Source organism: Ruegeria sp. Alg231-54, assembly GCF_900143525.1.
Taxonomy (GTDB): domain Bacteria; phylum Pseudomonadota; class Alphaproteobacteria; order Rhodobacterales; family Rhodobacteraceae; genus Ruegeria.
In genome coordinates this window covers 851,727-869,396 of the sequence record NZ_FREZ01000001.1, presented here as the reverse complement: position 1 = coordinate 869,396, position 17,670 = coordinate 851,727, and the positions used below count along the sequence as shown (strand labels likewise).

The following is a 17,670-nucleotide window of genomic DNA, read 5'->3' as shown; positions in this document are numbered from 1 at the left end:
CGTGGGGTGACATGACAGAGAAAAGGGACCGCCTGACCGCAGAGGAGGCGAGGGGTCTGCGGACGGCCAAAGAGCTTGAGGCGCATCTAGCGTGGTTGGACACGTTCACGCCCGCCGCTTTGGGTGTTTTGGCCATAGCCTCAGGTATTTACACTTACCTTGGCGTTTCATCATTGCTGGAAGACAATGGCGCGGTGACCTTCTTCGCAGCGGTCGCCTATTCGATCGCAGTGTCCGTCGGCATCTTTGTGTTCTGGAGCTGTATGCTGCGCTTACTGCCGTCGATGCGCACGGCCAGCGGTTTCATAGGCCTGACGATCTCGACGATCGTTGGATCGGTTGCAATCATCGCCATGTCCAGCTGGCTTAACGCTGCTGCCCTGGCCGGCGCGGCTGCGGTCGAACAGCATTTGGAAAACACGGTGCGTGACTACCAGGCTGCGCTTGAACAGGCGCATGATATTGCACTCAGCGGTCAGGCACTGGGGCGCGAGGTCGAACGCGCGCGCCAAAGCTTCGAAGAACTGGCCGAGCTGGAGCAATCCGGTGATCTTTCGGGCACGGCGGGCCGTGGGGCAGTGTTTCGCGTGCTGACCCAAAAGGTCGAAGAGCTGCGCAATCTGGAAGAACAGATCGCAAACCAGCAGCCGCTGATCGAAAATGCGTTCCAGCAGGGCAACGAAATCCTTGCTCGAATGCGAGAGCTCACCGTTGCCCCGGGGCCGGTTGATCGCCGGTCGGTGCAGTTTTCCGAAGAAAGCGTCAAGCTGGCTGGGGTGATTTCGCGTCTGAACCAATACAACGTGGCGCCGCTTGTTGCGCGCGCTGCCGGGGATTTGCCGTCGTCGGTCGTGCTGCCCGAACTTGATGGGCGCAGTTCCGAGGTGCGCGACGCCCAATCATCGACCATCAACTCGGTCCTGAACGCGCTGGATCAGCGCGGCAAGACCCTTCGGACTGCGGCTGAAGAGGTTCTGGAGATCGAGCCGCCAATTGAGACGGCCTATAATCCCATTTCCAGATCAAGTATGCGCACAACTTTGTGCCGTCCTGGGCCGGAGCCATCGCAATCGACCTGCTGCCCGCCGTTCTTGTGTTCGTGCTGGCGATCACCCAAGCCGCCATCCGAAGCGGGAAGGACGGTATGAGCATTTGAGGATACGCTAACGCTGTCTGACCTGCGCGCGGCCATGAATGCGATGAAAGACGTCAAGGCGACGATGGGCGTCGCAGATGCCGCAATTCTTGATCGCGCCACACCGAAAAAAGACGAAACATGATGGGCTTCCTGTCCCGAATTGATGTGCGCAGGGGGCTGCGATACGTGCTGGTGTTCCAGCTGGTGATCGCAGGTATTCTGATCCTGTCGGATGTGGCCGACGTTGTCTCCAACCCGTTCACGCCAAGGGTTGAACTGCCGACCGGCCCCATCTCACCTGGGGATCAGCGGCGCGAGTACCGCACCGACCGCACCGATCCGTCGCTGTTGCCGCAGGACCAACCGCTGGATGTGCTGGTACCTCAGAGCTTTCCCACGCGGTTGGAATTTACTGAAAAACAAGCCGGTGATCTGGGGCGGATCCTTCTGGTGAGCGGTCAGATCGAAACAGGTGATGCTGATCGGTTCGATACCTATTTGTCCGAGATGCAAGAACAACTCGACCTGATCGCGCTGCACAGCCCGGGCGGCCAAGTGTCCGAAGCTTTGTTGATCGGCGCGCAGATACGCGAGGCCGGGTTGTCATCGGCTGTACTGCCCGGCGCGGTCTGCATGTCCGCCTGTCCGTATATACTGGCCGGTGGGGTCGCGCGTATCGTGTCACTGCAAGGCATTGTCGGACTTCATCAGCATTACTATGACCAACCGCGCCTGATCCCCGTGGTCTTTGCCGTTGAAAGCATCCAAAAGGGGCAGGGCGAGACGATGCAGCATCTGATCGACATGGGTGTCGATCCTGCATTGATGTTGTATTCTCTGAACACGCCGCCGGATCAGATCTATGCCTTGGTAGAGGATGAGCTGACAAACACCGGTATTGCAACGCAAATTCTGGAATAGCGAAAAGGACTCGACCAGCGGGCCGTTCTTATCAATCCTGCAAGGCAGAGATGAGCGCCTCGGCCAGCGGCAACGAGGAATATCCGTGCCGGGAGGGTGTCAGACCCAGCCGCACAACGACCATGTCCTGCGATGGGAATACACCGATAAACTGCCCGTCATGCCCCTGAAGCCAGACGGCATCTGCATAGGGTGGTAACCCACCCGGAGAATCCAGCCACAGATGACCTTTGGCGTACATTCCGTCAGATGCGGCAACCGGCTCAAACATCCAGTCCGTAAAACCCTCGGGCAGGATTTGTTGGTCGTTCCATTCGCCTTTCTGCAATAGCAGTTGCCCAAAACGCGCCCAGTCGCGCGCAGTGGCATACATATAGCTGGACCCGACAAATGTGTCCGCCGCATCGGTCTCGAGCACGACGGATGCCATGCCCAATGGTTCGAACAGCGCCTCTTGTGGATAGGTCAGACTGCCATCCGGCAGCTTGTCCTGCCAGACGCGCGACAGGGCTGTGGTTGTCCCCGAAGAGTAGTTGAAATCCGCCCCAATCTCACTTTCCGCCGGACGGCCCGAGACAAAACCTGCCATGTCATCATTAAGATACAGCATCTTGGTCACGTCCGAGACGTCCCCATATTCCTCATTCCATTGCAGGCCACTGGACATGGCCAGCATGTCCTTTAGGGTGATGTTTTTGCGTCCGTCCTGTGCCCAGTCCGGATAGCTGTCGGTCAGCGTATCCTCCAGCGACATCTGGCCGGATTTGATCAGGGTACCGATCAAGCCCGCAGTAACTGTCTTGGTCATCGACCACCCAAGCAAAGGCGTGTTTTCGTCAAACCCCTCCGCATAGGTTTCGCCAACGATACGCCCACCCCGCACGACAACCACGGCGCGGTATCCTTCGCCCAGAAGGGTGCTATCCGCCAGGACACGCGCAACTTCAGGATCTTGTGACAGTTGAACTTCGTTACCGACGGGCCAGATTCCAGTGGGCAAGGGTTCAATCGCGGTCAGGGTCGCGTCGCTGAGCGTCGCGTCATGGACATTGGTGCAGCCAAGCCCCTCGCGATATTGCGAGGTCGCGGGGGCAAAGAACCGGAAAATCCGTGCCGTGACGGTTTGGGCTTCAGCGTCCACGTCGATCGAGATCTGCTTGAGCAACGGATGCCCGGGAGCCTGCACATCGACGGTCAGAACCTCTTCCGGGTCGCGCCCGGCAATGAAGACATTGGAACAGACGATCTTTGCTGAATAGTTCGTCCCAACCTTCAAGAGGTCAGGCGGGGCGATCAGCAGATAGCCCACAATTGCGACGACACCCAGAATAAGCATGCCTGTGACGACTTTCAGCGCTTTGATGATCAATCGATTTTCGAACCGGTCGTACCGGCCCCCTCCCGTTTGTCTCCGGATTTCGTCCGAGTTAAGAGCGTATCGTCTTTGGTTGCCACCATTCCGTCGCGTTCGTTCTGCCCAATTTCAACTGTGGACCCGCCTTTTTCGTTTCACTTGACCAAACCCTTGGGGTCGTCCTTGATGGTGACAAGCCTTGTCGGTCACGCCGATAACTGAACTGGCAATTCCGATTTTCTGGGCGCGATCAGGGAAGGTTCGCTTGAATGAGCCCTGTTTGGATTGACGCAAATGAAACGATTGCATGTCTGAAATCGAGATCTGGCTGGATAAAAACGGCCTGTCAAAATACGCTGAGGCCTTCGCCCGTCATGAAATAGTGGTGGGTGATCTGCCTGAGCTGACAGAAGACGATCTTGTCGCAATTGGACTGCCGCTTGGGCCACGGCGACGGTTTGCAAAAGCCTTGCGCGAACAATCCGGGGCTGGCGTTCCATCACTACATTCGACCCTCAGCCCGACAATTGTTGCCGAACGGCGGCAATTGACTGTCATGTTCATCGACCTCGTCGGATCCACCGAGATCGCGCAGCGCTTGGACCCTGAGGATCTGGCCGAGGTTCTGCGCCTGTTCAAGGAAACCTGCGCGGCGGCTGTGGCTGCGTACGACGGCCATATCGCAAGTTATTATGGCGATGGCATTATGGTCTTTTTTGGCTTTCCGCATGCGCATGAGGATGACCCCGAACGCGCGATACGTGCGGGGCTGAGGATCATTCAGGAAATGCCGGAAGTTCGGACCCACGCAAAGCTCGAAGTGCGGACAGGGATCGCGACGGGTTTGGTCGTTGTCGGTGACCTGCGCGGTGAAAACATGTTTGAGGACGGGACCGCCATGGGCGAAACGCCAAACCTGGCAGCGCGCCTTCAGGCTATGGCCGATCCCGGCACCCTGATTGTCGCTCCGACCACGCACCAACTGGCAGGCGACGCGTTCGAGTATGTTTTGCGTGGAGCGTTCAAGCTCAAAGGCTTCGCGAAAGAGGTTGAGGCCTGGCAGGTCACCGGAACACGAGAGACGATCAGCCGGTTCATGACGACTGACAGTACCGCGTTGAGCCCGTTGATTGGTCGCGACCCGGAGTTTGACATTCTGCGCAGCAAATTGGCGCTGGCCCGGGCAGGCCAGGGGCAGGTCGCATTGGTGTCCGGCGAAGCAGGTATCGGTAAATCCCGCTTGATCGAAGAGCTGCGGTTGGGTGTTGCCAAGGCAGAAGCGTTGCAAGTGCGGTTTCAGTGTTCACCGTATCATGAGACAAGTGCGCTCTACCCTGTAATCCGTCAGATTGAAAACGCTGCGGACCTGCGTGCTGATGATACAGGAAGTGTCCGACTCAGGAAAATTGCCAAACATCTGGAAGATCCGCCTGACCACAGTGTGAAGCTGGCAGCGGCGCTTTTGTCTGTTCCATTCGAAGACCAGCTTGGTTCGCTTGATCTGACGCCACAGCAAGTCATGGATCAGACCTTGGACATGTTAGCCGGTCAGCTTATTGCACGGGCCGCGCGAAAGCCCATCCTATGCCTCATCGAAGATGCGCATTGGATTGATCCGACGACGAAAACCTTGCTTGACCGGATCGTGGACAGAATTCAGGAAGTACCGGTTCTGATCGTCATGACGTACCGGACGGCTTTTGATCCTAATTGGACCGCCAAGCCCAACGTCACTCATGTCCCTCTCCGGCAGTTGGATTTCGCGCAGGTCCGCGAGATTGTTCTTCAGGTGGCTGGGGGTAAGCCGATCTCGCCCGAAATGTTCGGCGTGATCGCGGGGCGGACGAACGGTAATCCCCTCTATGTTGAAGAGGTGACAAAGGATTTGCTGGAATCCGGTCAATTGACCGATGGGGCAGATGCACTTGGGTTGGATGGCGCGCCCGGTCCCGCGCCTTTAGTCCCCACTACGTTACAGGATGCGTTGATGGCGCGATTGGACCGTTTGAGTTCGGCGAAGGAAGTCGCACAAATCGGTTCCGTTATCGGTCCGCATTTCACCTATCAATTGATCTCCGGCGTGTCCGGGTTTGGGGATAAGGCGTTGCGCGCGGGTCTGGATCTGCTGGTCGACGCGGGCATTGTCACCGTGACGCAGAAAAAGGCAGAAGAGACATTTGCCTACCGTCACGCTCTTATTCGTGACACGGCCTATAACAGCCTCCTGAAAAGCGAACGCCGCGGGTTGCATGCGCGCGTAGCAGGGGCCTTGCATCACGGAACGCATAGTCACGCAGATGCGGCCCCCGAAGTTCTGGCGCACCACTACACCATGGCTAAAATGCCCCGCGAGGCCATCGGACAGTGGCACCTTGCAGGCCAACGCGCAGCCGAGCGCTCTGCGAATGTTGAAGCGGTGACCCAGCTGGGACATGCGATACAGCAGTTGCACGAATTGGAAAGCACCGTTGAACGCGACCGCAAAGAGGTCGAGATACAAGTGCTTCGCGCGGGTGTGACCCGTTCGACGGCTGGCATTGCCGCTGACGAAACGGGCGCTGTCTATGCCCGAATTCGGAAACTGTGTAATCGCTTGGACGAGACCGAGAACCTGTTTCCTGTTCTCAATGGCCTTTATTCGTTCCATTTGGTGCGGGCCGAATATGATTTGGCGAAGGACGCGGCGCGGCAAATCCTCGATCTGGCAAGTCAGTCTGACGAGGCACATCATTTTATGATTGCCCGTCGCGCGATGGGGGCGGTCTTGCTGCATATCGGTGATCTGGAGGCGGCGCATGAACATCTACAGTTGGCGCTGGACCTTTATCAACCCGATCTGCATGGACGGCTTGCTTATGTCTACGGATCCGACCACGCAGCGATAACGTCGTGTTTTTTAAGCATGGCGCTGTGGTTGAAAGGCGATCCTGACCGAGCCGTTGATATCCAGCGAAGGGCCGTCGATGCCGCCAAGGACCTAAAGCATGCCCACAGTATCGCCCAGGCGCTGACCTATCTTTGCATGTTGCATACTTTGCGTCGTGAACCGGATCATGTTTTGAAAGCCGCTCAACAGCTTGAAGAGGTGTCCGAGAGGCACTCGTTTACCTTCATGACTGTTACTGCCAATCTGTGGCGCAGTTGGGCGACTGCTTATGATGTGCCGACCTTTAACAACATCAGCGCGGTACGTCAGGCGGCCGAGGCCTGGTGGGACAGCGGTGCGGGGAATTACAAACCGTTCCTTTTGACTTTAATCGCCGAGCTGATTTTGAAAGCCGGTGATCCCGAGTGTGCCCAGCAGGTATTGTTCGAGGCACGCAAGCACCAGAAACTAACCAACGAAGGCTGGGCTCAGGTGGAAACGGACCGGGTTCAGGCGCGTTTACTGCAGCAGCAAGAGGCCGCGAAGTAGCGGTCGCTCCAATCTAAAACCCGCTGACGCGTTCAACCAACCAGTACATCGACACGCAGCCGATGGCATATCCTGTGACGGGTACGGCGACTACGCCTGCCCTTTGGGAAATTGTGGGCAGCGTAAGGCGCCACACCAAGATCAGGGCCGACAGTCCGGCAATAAACAAAAGTTGCCCGGCCTCGACCCCGATGTTGAAGGCCAGCAGTGCGGCGAAGATATCCTCAGTTGGAACTCCAATATCGGCCAGCGCGCCGGCAAATCCCAGCCCGTGCAACAGCCCGAAGCAAAAGCAGACGATCCAGGGATATTGTTCGGACAGGCGCAGCTCACCATCTTTTCGGTTGAGGATTTCCAGAGCGAGGAACACGATTGACAAGGCGATCACGGCTTCGACCGGAGGGCCGGGCACGTTCAGCACGCCCAGAGTGGCAAGCGCCAGCGTAATGGAATGCGCGACGGTAAAGGCGGTCACTGCCCCGACCAACCGCCATGGATCGCGCACCAGGACAAACAAGGCGAATACAAACAGAAGATGATCCCAACCTTCCAGAATATGTTCGAACCCAAGACGGAAGTAACTGCTCAGAACCGACCAGGTCGTTGGCTGTTCTGGAATGATCAATGCAGGTGTCTCGGGTGTGAACCGCAATGTGGATGGTTCTGACGAGATGGGTTGGATGCGCAGCAGAACGTCGTTTCGTTGTTGCTCCAGCCCTTCAATGGTGATGGTGTGACCGGCGATATCGTCCTCGCATTCAAGAACCCAGGTCGCGATCCAAGCTGTTCCGTCGGACCGCGGCTCGGGTCCTCGGTTTTGGGCACAGTGAGCGGGTAATATGGCATCGATGCCCATGGGGCGGCCATTCACATCAGGCTTGCGCCATAGCACTTGCCAAGTGTTGCTCGCCAATTGCCGCAGGTCCAAATAACCGGGGTCAAGTGCATGTGCATGTCCCGCTTGTGCGGCGAACATCAGCCAGCCCGAGAATAACAGGCAAAAGAGCCGCTTCATTCGACCGCCTTGTCCATGTCGGGTGTTTCGACCTGGTAATTCGACGCCAGGCTTTCATATTGCGCCTGCGCCAGGTCCGACCCGGCTTCGCGGCGCCATTCCAGTAAAACGGTATCGCGGATATCTTCCAGCTTTGGCAATATGGGGTCTTGTTTGTCTATAACGCGAACGACGTGGATGCCATATGCGGATCGGACCGGGCCGGACCAGTTGCCTGGCTCCAACGAATTCAGAGCCGCCGAAAAGCCAGTGCCAAAGTTTGCGTCCACCACGCGCACTACCGTCAGAGGCATCGACTTTGGAAGCAAAGTTGTCGATCCGATGCTGCTCCAGTCCTGCTGAGTGTTTGCAGCCTCGATCGCGCTTTCGATGGCATCCAGATCAGCGTTCTCGTTCAGGTAGATCTGATCAAAAGCAATCTGTGCCGGTTTGGTAAACCGTTCCGGATATTCGTTCAGAAAGGTCTGCAACACTTCGGGCTCGGGTTCGATCGAAGCTGCGATTGCGTCAGTCAGAAAATCCATCTTCTGCGCCAGGCGTGCACGGATGACCTGATCACCTTGATCCAGACCCAGCTTGCGTGCTTCGCGCACAAGAACTTCTTCGCGGATCGCCCCGTCAATCAGGGCCTGTAACTCGTCTTCCGTCGGTGGGCGGTTCCAGCTGTTTTGGAAACGTGTTTTCAGAAGGGCGACATCGTTACCGTCGACTGTGATCGTGTCGGTTTCTTCAACGACGTCCTGTTGCGGGGAAACCCATGCAAACCAAGCGAAAATGGCAACCCCGATCAAAATGAAGTGGAATAATGGCTGTTTAAAAATTTGCATTCGGGTTCTCAATGTCGTGTCGCAATATTGCCGGGCGGGGTTAACCGCCCGGCAATGTCATTAGTGTATTATTCGGTTACTCGCTAGGTGTGTACCAGATTGGCGACGAATACGCGCGCTCTTGATGGATCAGCTGCGCCTCTTCCGGCAGGTCAATACCGAACCGGACCTTGTCGTACAAGACCCAACGGGGTGTGGGAATTTCAAGCGCCCGGACATAGTAGAAGGCCCGCGCATTTGGATCAAAGTCTGGATCGGCCCAAACCGACACAAGCTCGGCGGTGCCAATCGTGTTACTCCAGCTGGCGGTTTCGATATCGACGGTGTTGCCGACAGCCGGGACTTTGCCGTTTTCATCAGCAGCCCGGTCATCCGACCATGCAACGTCGTAGACTTTCTCGTGCAACTCTCCTTCGCCATCGAGCCACCCTTTTACGACCTGTACCCGGTCCAGATTGGCCCCAACCGGATCCCGTAGTGCTGCAATCAGGAATGAAGGCGCTCCATCACCTTCGTTAGGGCGTAAGTCCGAGCCCATCGGAACGCCTTTGGTGTAGCCAACGTCCGCAAGGAACCGGGTCTCAAGATCTGCTTCGTCAAATTCCCATCCACCAAAGAACCGCAGACCGATCCGAGGACCAGTCGTGGCATAGGTTTCACGCCGTTTGAAAGCATCAAAGATCGCGGAACGCGTGTTCTCGGTGGCCCAGACGGCAGTGTAACCAGATGCGACAAGAAGGTCGCCGGGGATTTCGCCAAGATCATTGGCGATGAAGGGGTGCTGGATTCTTGTGGCCGACGGTTCAACGCTGACGGATTTTCCGAAAAAGTTGTCCTCTTCAGCTGTTGCCAGCGATGTGTGGCTGTCTGTTGCCCCACCCATTCCGAACTTATAAGGGTTCACCCCGAATTTTTCTTCCAGCATCAGGCCACGTTTCAAGGCTTCTCTGGCATATTCACCGGCCAGCATGTCCTCTGTTTTCAGCTCGGTAATGTCGAGGTTGCCGACGTCCCAGTTTTCATAGTCCGCAAATTCGTCTTCCGGGCTTAGGAAGGGGTGTGCTTCTCCGTCGCCTTTGATTTGGGTGACCTCATAATGCGGCTCCCACTTGGCGCGGTTCTGCACGTATTCTTCGTCTACCTTGCCGCCGTGATAAGTATCCTCAGTGGGGAACATCCAGCCATTTGACAGGTTGCCGTTATGTGCAAAAGCAACCGCGCGACCGCCAGTTTTACCCTGATATTCTTCAAGCCACGCATAAAGCGCCTTGGGGTCGGTGTCGCCGTAAGGAGGCTGAGTCACGGGTGGCACCATTTGCAGTGCTCGAATTGGTCCGTCACGTAGCATGACATTGCGGTGCAGGTTGAACCCCTTGGGAACGGACGTCCATTCAAACCCAATAAAGGCGGTGAAATTGCCGGGGTCGTTATGCCGTTCCGCTGCCATAACGATGTTTTCCCATGTAAATGCGAATGCGTCCGCGCCTGGGCTGTATGACTCAAGTAGGATTTCCGGCAGGGTCATTTGAGAGAAATTTGTAATAATGTCGAAGGCCGCTTTCCCGGCTTCTTCACCGCCTGCTTTGTATCCCTCGTACCACTCCAAGCCTTTTGGGTCACCAATAACGCCAGGTTTACCGGCCTGCAGGTCCGGGGCGAAACCCATCAAATCAGTATGATCCGTCAGCACCATCCAATCCAGGGGCCGCGCCAGCCTGACGGCCTGACCGGTTGACGAAATAACTTGTTCCCCCTTTGCGAACCGCCATGCCTCATCAGGAAGCAAGGTGTTTCCGAATGCGCCTGCATCCAGCGACAAACCGGTGTGCAGGTGTGTATCACCCCAAAGCGGCCGTTCGGGGAACGATCGGTTGGCGTAGGGCGAATATGGGCGGTCGGCAAAGGTGCCCTCAGCAGCCTCTTTGCTGGGGACCGCGTCTGCCCAAACAAGCGCTGGTAGTGTCAGCAAAGAGATCAAACAGGTTGTAAGTCGAAGCATTGAATCCTCCCCAGGTCTTCGCGCTAATCGAATATCGTAAATTTAGTATATTCATTTCTTATAATGTATTGAGCGGGTATTGGTACTGATTTTTCTACCTTGGGACCTGCGTCCAGTGCAGGCTGGTGCCCCGCGTGGCGGTACTCGCGCTCTGAGTACCTCACCACCATCGACCGTTTCGCACGGCCGCCACTTGGGTGCCCGCCCTCGACATACACTGCGCGAACTTCGGTGTCGAAAATGCCGTACACGCCGGGATGGGTGAGTTTGCCCAGTTCGTTGAGAACGGTGACCTTCGCGTCGATCAGTCAATTCCGGCAAAATCCGTTGACTTAGAATGTCGGCTGCGAGCCGCCAGTGGACGCAGCGCTGGAAGCCGATATCCAAAGCGGCAAGGATTTTCGTACTGCAACATCATCGCAGCGGTGCAAAATGCGGAATGCCAAAAAAGGTAGGACTGTATTCGTCGCGCACGGCACCAGTTTGAGGTTGCTGACTGGCGCCCATCAGGGGCAGATTAATTTCCAGAACAAAGGGACGGACCGCCAATGACACAACAACCCAAGGGCATGGCTGTCTTTTTGACCGGCAGTCTGATGCGGCATGTGACCCGAATGTCGCTGACCACCAGCATTGGCCTTATGGCGGTCTTTGCCGTGGATTTCGTGGACATGGTGTTCATCTCTATGCTGGGCAATGACGCCTTGGCCGCAGCGGTCGGCTATGCGGGCACGCTTTTGTTTTTCACCAACTCAATCAATGTGGGACTGTCGATTGCCGCCGGCGCCCTTGTCGCCCGCGAGCTGGGGGCGGGGCGGCCCGAAAAAGCCCGCCAATTCGGAACCAGCGTTGCCCTTCTTGGTATTCTGATGGGATTGATTGTGTCTGCCATAGTCATGATTAACATCAAGTTTCTGCTGTCTTTGCTGGGCGCACAGGGTGAGGTTCTGCAACTGGCCGCACGGTATGTCAGCATCATTCTGCCGACCATGTGGGTGATGGCTGCGGCAATGACGGGTATGGCTGTGTTGCGCGCGCATGGTGATGCGCGCCGGTCTATGCAGGCTACGATTTACGGTGGGCTGGCCAACGCGATATTGGATCCGATTCTGATCTTTGCCGTTGGTCTTGGCCTGGACGGGGCGGCGATTGCCTCGGTGATTGCGCGTATCTGTATGCTGATAGCAGCGGTCCGGCCCGCCGTGCGCGTGCACCGTGGATTTGCGCGACCGTCGCTGAAGCAAGTGGTGGAAGACCTCCAACCGGTGCGGGCGATTGCAATACCGGCGGTTCTGACCAATGTCGCCACGCCTGTCGGCAACGCCATCGTGATCCGTGAGGTAGCGCAGTTTGGCACAGATGCCGTGGCAGGCATGGCAGTAATAGGGCGGCTGATGCCTGTCGCCTTTTCTGTCGTGTTTGCACTGTCCGGGGCCATAGGCCCGATCGTGGGGCAGAACTTTGGGGCAGGGCAGTATGACAGGGTGAAGGGCGCATTCCTGGCAGGCGTAAAATTCACCGCCGTCTATGTGGTTCTGATGGCGGCGGTGCTGTTCGTGCTGCGTGCCCCCATCGCCGATTTGTTTCAGGCCCAAGGCGAGACGCGGGCGCTGATTTACCTGTTCTGCGGGCCGCTGGCCTTGGCGTCTTTCTTCAACGGGGTGATCTTTGTTGCGAATGCAAGCTTCAACAACCTTGGCTATCCCATTTATTCCACGTGGATTAACTGGGGGCGTCATACGCTGGGCACATGGCCCTTTGCGGTCGCCGGGGCCTATTTGGCTGGCGCTCCGGGGGTGTTGTTGGGGCAGGCGCTGGGCGGTGTGATATTTGCTGCAATCTGCTGGGTAATGGTGCGCCGCGTTGTCTCGGGCCTGACTGCGCCAACAGAGGTCGATCCATTTGCCGGGCAAAGCCGGCTGCAATCCCTGTTTGGGCGCAGGGGGTGGTGAATCGTCCCTGGGCGCTAAAATGCCATCGGTTTTTGGTCACCAGAAGCGACATTTGTCTCCTTTGCCGCAACTAAGACATCCTCATTTGCCAATTCATGAATTCGTTGTAAGCTGAGCTTAAGATTGCAAAAAAAACGCCAAGTTATTTCGGGGCGTTGATTTCAAAAACACCTTTAACGACCGAGGATGAGCAATGTCCGGAAGTCTTTTGAAGTACACGCGTGTTCTTGAGATCGTCGGAGACACAATAAAGGTCAGAGTGCCTCTGGACGGATCGACCGACGCGGCCGTGCGTTTCAACGATCTGGCCGTGATTGAAACCGTGGACGGCCACAAGACGCTGGCTCAGGCGATCTTTATCGACCGGGACGTTGTCACCTTGCAGGTGTTTTCCGGCACCAAGGGGATTTCGACTGAGGCCACGGCGACGTTTCTGGGCCACCCGATGCAGACGCCGTACTCACAGAACATTCTGGGCCGCGTTTTTGATGGCGCGGGCGTGTCAATCGACGGTGGACCCGGCCTGTCGTCTGAGCCGCGCGTGGCTATTGGCGGGCCAACCGTGAACCCGGCAGAACGCGCCGTGCCTAACAAGATGATCCGAACAGACGTGCCGATGATCGACGTGTTCAACACGCTGGTCGAAAGCCAGAAAGTCCCGATCTTTTCGGTTTCAGGTGAGCCGTTCAACGCGTTCCTCAGTCGTATCGGCATTCAGGCGGACGCGGATATCGTGGTGTTTGGCGGGCTGGGTCTGATCTTTGACGACTACTTTACCTTCAGGACGTCCTTCGAGGATGCGGGCGTGTTTTCCCGAACGGTGATGTTCGTCAACCAGGCGATGGATCCGCTGGTCGAACGGCTGCTGGTACCTGATATGGCGCTGGCCGTGGCCGAGAAATTCGCGGTGGAAGAGGGCAAACGCGTGCTGGTTCTACTGACTGATATGACCGCTTATGCCGACGCGATGAAGGAAGTTGGTATCAGCCAAGAGCGCGTACCGTCGCAGCGTGGCTATATGGGCGACCTCTATTCCCAGTTGGCCCGCCGATACGAAAAAGCCTGCGACTATGCCAAGGGCGGATCGGTCACTGTGCTGACCGTGACGACGATGCCCGGCAATGACGTGACCCATCCTGTGCCGGATAACACGGGCTATATCACCGAGGGGCAGATCTATCTGCATTCGGGTGTGATTGACCCGTTCGGCAGCCTCTCGCGCCTCAAGCAGAACGTGATCGGCAAGACGACGCGCGAGGATCACGGGCAGATCATGAACACGATGATCCGATTCTATTCCGAAAGCCGCGACGCCGCGCAGAAACAGGCAATGGCGTTCGACCTTTCGGATTACGACCATCAGTTGTTGAAGTTTGGTGACCTGTTCAAAACCCGGTTCATGGACATCAATGTTTCAATCTCGCTGGAAGATGCGCTGGATTTGGGGTGGAAAACTCTGGCCGAGTGTTTCGCACCTGAGCAGCTACTGATGAAGCAGGCCCTGATCGACAAGTATTTCCCAAAGGATGCCGATGGCGCGGTTGCAGCTGAATAAATCGTCGCTCGCACGCGAGCAGACGCAGCTGAAAAGCTATGAACGGTTCTTGCCGTCGCTGGACCTGAAACGCCAGCAATTGATGGCGGAACGTGCCAAGGCGCGCGGGGAAGTGCTGCGCTTGCAGGATGAGGTCCAGGAGCTGGCGCAAAAGGTTGGGGAAAAGTTACCGATGCTGGCGCAGCAAGGCGTTGATCTGGACGGGTTGGTCGAGCTGAAAGACTACAAAGTCGAAGAGGTCAACGTCGTGGGTGTAAAGATGCCTGCGCTAGACCGGATTGAGGTCGCGGTGCGCCCGTACTCCTATTTGGCCAAACCCCACTGGGTCGATGCGGCGGCCCGGTTGCTACACGATATGATCGAGGCGCGTCTACGGGTCAAAGTGGCCGAAGAGCGAGTGAAGATATTCGATAAGGCTGTGGCCACCATCACCCAGCGCGTCAACTTGTTTGAAAAGGTCCTGATCCCGCGCGCCAGTGCCAACATCAAGAAAATCCGCATCTATCTGAGCGATGAGCAGATGCAGGCCGTCGTGCGCTCGAAAATCTCGAAACGCAAACATGCGCAGGAGGCTGTAGCATGAGTGTTGCGAGGCTCAAGAAACTGTCACTGGTCGGGCGAGCAGGCCAGAAGGCTGCGACCCTTGAGGCGCTGCAGAATCTGGGCTGTATGCACGTCCTACCGCTGGCCCCGCCACCCTCTGAGCCGGAAAAGATCAGTGAGCGGGGCGCGCGCAATGCCTATAAGGCGCTACGGTTCCTGAATGACGTGTCCGAACCGCGCCGACAGATCCAGCGCGACCCCGGTTTTGAAATGGAGCAGTTCGTCAAGGATGTGCTGGACCTGATGCAACGGACCCGTGACATGACGGACCAAAGGGATTTTCTGGCCAACCGGATCGCGCAGGTTCGCCCTTGGGGCGATCTGGATTTTCCACCAGACGATGTTTTGGCGGGGAACCGGTTGTGGTTTTATCAACTGCCACTGAAGTATCGCGATGCGTTGGAGGCCCTGGATATGCCCTGGGCCATACTCGAGCAGGACCATAGGTTCATCTATGCCGTACTGATCGACCCGGATGAGCCGGATGACGATATCCTGCCAGTTCCGCGCACGCACACAGGATCGCTGCCCATTCACGAGCTTGAGGCGCAACTGGAAGAGGCTGAGATCGCCATCGAAGCGCTTGAGGCTGAACGCGTTGCGCAAACCCGATACCTAGCACTGATGCGCCGGAACCTTTCGGTTGCCGAAAGCGCGGCCGAGCTGGCCCATGCCACGCAAAAGGTTCGCGACGAAGAGGCGATGTTTGCCCTTCAGGGCTGGGTGCCCGAGGATCGTATAGATGCGGTTCTGGACATGGCAATCGCCAAGGACGCTGCCGTACTGATCGAAGAACCCAGCCCCTATGACAGCCCGCCAACCTTGTTGGAACAACCGGAAAAGCGCAGTGCTGCCGTGGACTTGGCGCTATTTTATCAAGTGCCGGGTTACAAGGACTGGGACCCCAGTGTCATCGTCGCCGTTTCATTTGCGGTCTTCTTCGCAATGATCGTAGCCGACGCGGGATACGGCGCGATCATCCTGTTGGGCCTTTTACTATTCTGGAAACGGCTTGATGCAACACCGGGTGAACGATCCTGGCGACGCTTTGGGGTGATCATTTCCAGCGCAACAATCCTGTATGGCGTCCTCGTCGGCAGTTATTTCGGCGTGTCGCCAGCCGAGGGGTCGTTCTGGTCCAAGTTCAAATTGCTCGACCTGAACAATTTCGGTGCGATGATGATGGTCTCGATTGTCGTTGGCGTTTTGCATTTGGTACTGGCCAATGCGCTTGCCGCACGGGCGGCATGGGGGCACCGGAAGGCCATCGCCAATCTGGGCTGGATCGCTGCGCTGATTGGCGGGTTCGTTCTATGGCTCAGCTACATGAAGGGTAATTCTCCGGTGCCGGGTGCGGACTTGATGGGGATCGGGGTTCTGGCCATTGTCTGGTTCTCAAGCGAGCGGGTCATCAAGAAACCAACCGATTGGGTTTGGCGTCTGATCGATGGGCTGCAAAGCCTGGCCGGGGCCATGGGCGCATTTGGAGACGTGCTAAGTTACATGCGCCTGTTTGCGTTGGGTCTGGCCTCGGCCTCACTGGCGATCACGTTCAACGATCTGGCGGTTTCAGTCATGCATTCGCTCAAGGGGTTGGGCGTTCTTTTCGCCCTGCTGATCCTGATCATCGGCCACATTCTCAACTTCGCTCTCGCCATGATGAGCGGCGTCGTCCACGGATTGCGTCTCAATTACATCGAATTCTTTAAATGGGGTCTGCCGGATGAAGGCATCGTCTTTCGTCCGTTCGCCCGCAAGGAGGTTCAGGAATGAATGAGCTTGTTTTGACATTGGGTTGGCTTGGCATCTACGCGCCCATGGCGCTGGGCGCAGCCGCCAGCGCCGTCGGATGCTCGATCGCGGGCATGGCCAGTATTGGCGCCATGACGGAAACCGACGGCGGATATGGCCGCTTTGTCGGCGTTTCGGCCTTTCCTTCGACGATGGTGATTTACGGCATCGTCATCATGTTTACCCTGAACCGCGAGGTGACACCCGAAAACGCGGGCGGCTTGTTCGGGATTGGTATCCTGTCGGGCATCGCATTGATGTATTGCGGGATCTGGCAGGGCCGGGCCTGTGCTGCGGCGATCAATGCCACCAAGGAAAAGCCGGAGATCTTTGGCCTGGCGCTTGCCCCAGCAGCGATCATCGAAGGGTTTGGCGTGTTCGCCTTTGTCTTTGCCCTTGTCATCAGTGCGGGGATCAGTTGATGGCACAGGATGGCATGATTTCTCATGGCGTGGATGCCTTGATCGATAAGCTGCGCAATGATGGCGTGGCTGCTGGTCAGGCCGACGCCGAAAAACTGCGCACTGACGCCAAGGCCGAAGCCGCCAAAATTCTGGCGGATGCCAAACGCGAGGCGGACGACTATCAAAAAAAGGCACGCACCGATTCCGACAAATATCGCGCTGCTGGGGAAGAGGCGCTCAACACCGCCATGCGTGATGCGGTTTTGACCATGAAGGGTGGATTGACCGACCGCTTTCGCGAAGATGTCGAACGTCTGGTGACCAAGGAAATGGCTGAGCCGGGCCTGCTGAAACAGATGATTTTGGAGGTCGTCGGCCGCGAATCCGAAGGCGTCAATCTGGATAGCAAGGTGCAGGTCATTCTGCCCGCCAAAGTCGCAACGCAAGAAGACATCAAGCAGAACGCCGATGACATTCAATCCGGTAAGCTGACCAAATACGTCCTCGGCCTGACAGCCGACATGTTGCGTGAACAGGTAGAGCTGCATGCATCGGATGACGCGCAGGGCGGTATCCGCGTGCGGGCCGAAGATCAGGGCGTTGTACTTGATCTAACAGACAAGGCGGTCGCCTCGTTGCTGTTGGAGCATCTTCAGCCCCGGTTTCGCGCCGTGCTGGAAGGTGTGATCCGCTGAG

Annotated in this window: 12 protein-coding genes and 1 pseudogene; 9 read left to right on the top strand and 4 right to left on the bottom strand. The window is 57.0% G+C overall.

Annotated elements, in window-relative coordinates:
• Positions 1–11: 11 nt before the first annotated feature.
• Positions 12–1,280: pseudogene (locus tag DHN12_RS04320) on the top strand (hypothetical protein).
• On the top strand, positions 1,277–2,059 hold the full coding sequence (locus DHN12_RS04315; RefSeq protein WP_108859005.1) for a hypothetical protein: 783 nt from the start codon (positions 1,277–1,279) through the stop codon (positions 2,057–2,059). The pseudogene DHN12_RS04320 and the gene DHN12_RS04315 overlap by 4 nt, the downstream one beginning before the upstream one ends.
• A gap of 31 nt (positions 2,060–2,090) precedes the next feature.
• Here DHN12_RS04315 and DHN12_RS04310 read toward each other — a convergent pair whose 3' ends face one another.
• A complete protein-coding gene (locus DHN12_RS04310) occupies positions 2,091–3,428 on the bottom strand; it encodes a serine hydrolase (RefSeq protein WP_234416546.1) in 1,338 nt (445 codons plus the stop codon).
• Between the two features lie 292 nt (positions 3,429–3,720).
• Here DHN12_RS04310 and DHN12_RS04305 point away from each other — a divergent pair, with 292 nt between their 5' ends.
• Complete coding sequence (locus DHN12_RS04305; RefSeq protein ID WP_108859004.1) at positions 3,721–6,828, top strand: adenylate/guanylate cyclase domain-containing protein; 3,108 nt, start codon at positions 3,721–3,723, stop codon at positions 6,826–6,828.
• A 13-nt stretch (positions 6,829–6,841) separates the two neighbouring features.
• Here DHN12_RS04305 and DHN12_RS04300 read toward each other — a convergent pair whose 3' ends face one another.
• The 3 genes from DHN12_RS04300 to DHN12_RS04290 all read right to left on the bottom strand — a co-directional run bounded on the left by DHN12_RS04300 (position 6,842) and on the right by DHN12_RS04290 (position 10,669).
• The gene (locus tag DHN12_RS04300) at positions 6,842–7,843 is read right to left on the bottom strand and encodes a HupE/UreJ family protein (RefSeq protein ID WP_108859003.1); all 1,002 of its coding nucleotides are present in this window, start codon (positions 7,841–7,843) and stop codon (positions 6,842–6,844) included.
• A complete protein-coding gene (locus DHN12_RS04295) occupies positions 7,840–8,670 on the bottom strand; it encodes a peptidyl-prolyl cis-trans isomerase (protein WP_108859002.1) in 831 nt (276 codons plus the stop codon). The genes DHN12_RS04300 and DHN12_RS04295 overlap by 4 nt, the downstream gene beginning before the upstream one ends.
• A 76-nt stretch (positions 8,671–8,746) precedes the next feature.
• On the bottom strand, positions 8,747–10,669 hold the full coding sequence (locus tag DHN12_RS04290; RefSeq protein ID WP_108859001.1) for a DUF3604 domain-containing protein: 1,923 nt from the start codon (positions 10,667–10,669) through the stop codon (positions 8,747–8,749).
• A 548-nt stretch (positions 10,670–11,217) separates the two neighbouring features.
• Here DHN12_RS04290 and DHN12_RS04280 point away from each other — a divergent pair.
• The 6 genes from DHN12_RS04280 to DHN12_RS04255 all read left to right on the top strand — a co-directional run bounded on the left by DHN12_RS04280 (position 11,218) and on the right by DHN12_RS04255 (position 17,669).
• Positions 11,218–12,621: an MATE family efflux transporter gene (locus DHN12_RS04280; protein WP_234416545.1), complete on the top strand. Its 1,404-nt coding sequence runs from the start codon at positions 11,218–11,220 to the stop codon at positions 12,619–12,621.
• A 193-nt stretch (positions 12,622–12,814) separates the two neighbouring features.
• Entirely contained in the window at positions 12,815–14,176 is a 1,362-nt protein-coding gene (locus tag DHN12_RS04275; protein WP_108858999.1) for a V-type ATP synthase subunit B, read from the top strand.
• Positions 14,154–14,759 (top strand): V-type ATP synthase subunit D, encoded by a 606-nt coding sequence (locus tag DHN12_RS04270; RefSeq protein WP_108859116.1) that lies wholly within the window; start codon positions 14,154–14,156, stop codon positions 14,757–14,759. The genes DHN12_RS04275 and DHN12_RS04270 overlap by 23 nt, the downstream gene beginning before the upstream one ends.
• Positions 14,756–16,552 (top strand): V-type ATP synthase subunit I, encoded by a 1,797-nt coding sequence (locus DHN12_RS04265; protein WP_108858998.1) that lies wholly within the window; start codon positions 14,756–14,758, stop codon positions 16,550–16,552. The genes DHN12_RS04270 and DHN12_RS04265 overlap by 4 nt, the downstream gene beginning before the upstream one ends.
• The gene (locus DHN12_RS04260; protein ID WP_108858997.1) at positions 16,549–16,992 is read left to right on the top strand and encodes an ATP synthase subunit C; all 444 of its coding nucleotides are present in this window, start codon (positions 16,549–16,551) and stop codon (positions 16,990–16,992) included. The genes DHN12_RS04265 and DHN12_RS04260 overlap by 4 nt, the downstream gene beginning before the upstream one ends.
• Entirely contained in the window at positions 16,992–17,669 is a 678-nt protein-coding gene (locus DHN12_RS04255) for a hypothetical protein (RefSeq protein WP_108858996.1), read from the top strand. Before DHN12_RS04260 ends, DHN12_RS04255 begins: the two co-directional genes overlap by 1 nt.
• Position 17,670 lies beyond the last annotated feature (1 nt).

Bases quoted from the DNA above. Each gene is read 5' to 3' on its own strand.
- DHN12_RS04315 (WP_108859005.1), top strand. From the start codon at position 1,277: ATGATGGGCTTCCTGTCCCGAATTGATGTGCGCAGGGGGCTGCGATAC.
- DHN12_RS04305 (WP_108859004.1), top strand. From the start codon at position 3,721: ATGTCTGAAATCGAGATCTGGCTGGATAAAAACGGCCTGTCAAAATAC.
- DHN12_RS04300 (WP_108859003.1), bottom strand. From the start codon at position 7,843: ATGAAGCGGCTCTTTTGCCTGTTATTCTCGGGCTGGCTGATGTTCGCC.
- DHN12_RS04295 (WP_108859002.1), bottom strand. From the start codon at position 8,670: ATGCAAATTTTTAAACAGCCATTATTCCACTTCATTTTGATCGGGGTT.
- DHN12_RS04290 (WP_108859001.1), bottom strand. From the start codon at position 10,669: ATGCTTCGACTTACAACCTGTTTGATCTCTTTGCTGACACTACCAGCG.
- DHN12_RS04280 (WP_234416545.1), top strand. From the start codon at position 11,218: ATGACACAACAACCCAAGGGCATGGCTGTCTTTTTGACCGGCAGTCTG.
- DHN12_RS04275 (WP_108858999.1), top strand. From the start codon at position 12,815: ATGTCCGGAAGTCTTTTGAAGTACACGCGTGTTCTTGAGATCGTCGGA.
- DHN12_RS04270 (WP_108859116.1), top strand. From the start codon at position 14,154: ATGGCGCGGTTGCAGCTGAATAAATCGTCGCTCGCACGCGAGCAGACG.
- DHN12_RS04265 (WP_108858998.1), top strand. From the start codon at position 14,756: ATGAGTGTTGCGAGGCTCAAGAAACTGTCACTGGTCGGGCGAGCAGGC.
- DHN12_RS04260 (WP_108858997.1), top strand. From the start codon at position 16,549: ATGAATGAGCTTGTTTTGACATTGGGTTGGCTTGGCATCTACGCGCCC.
- DHN12_RS04255 (WP_108858996.1), top strand. From the start codon at position 16,992: ATGGCACAGGATGGCATGATTTCTCATGGCGTGGATGCCTTGATCGAT.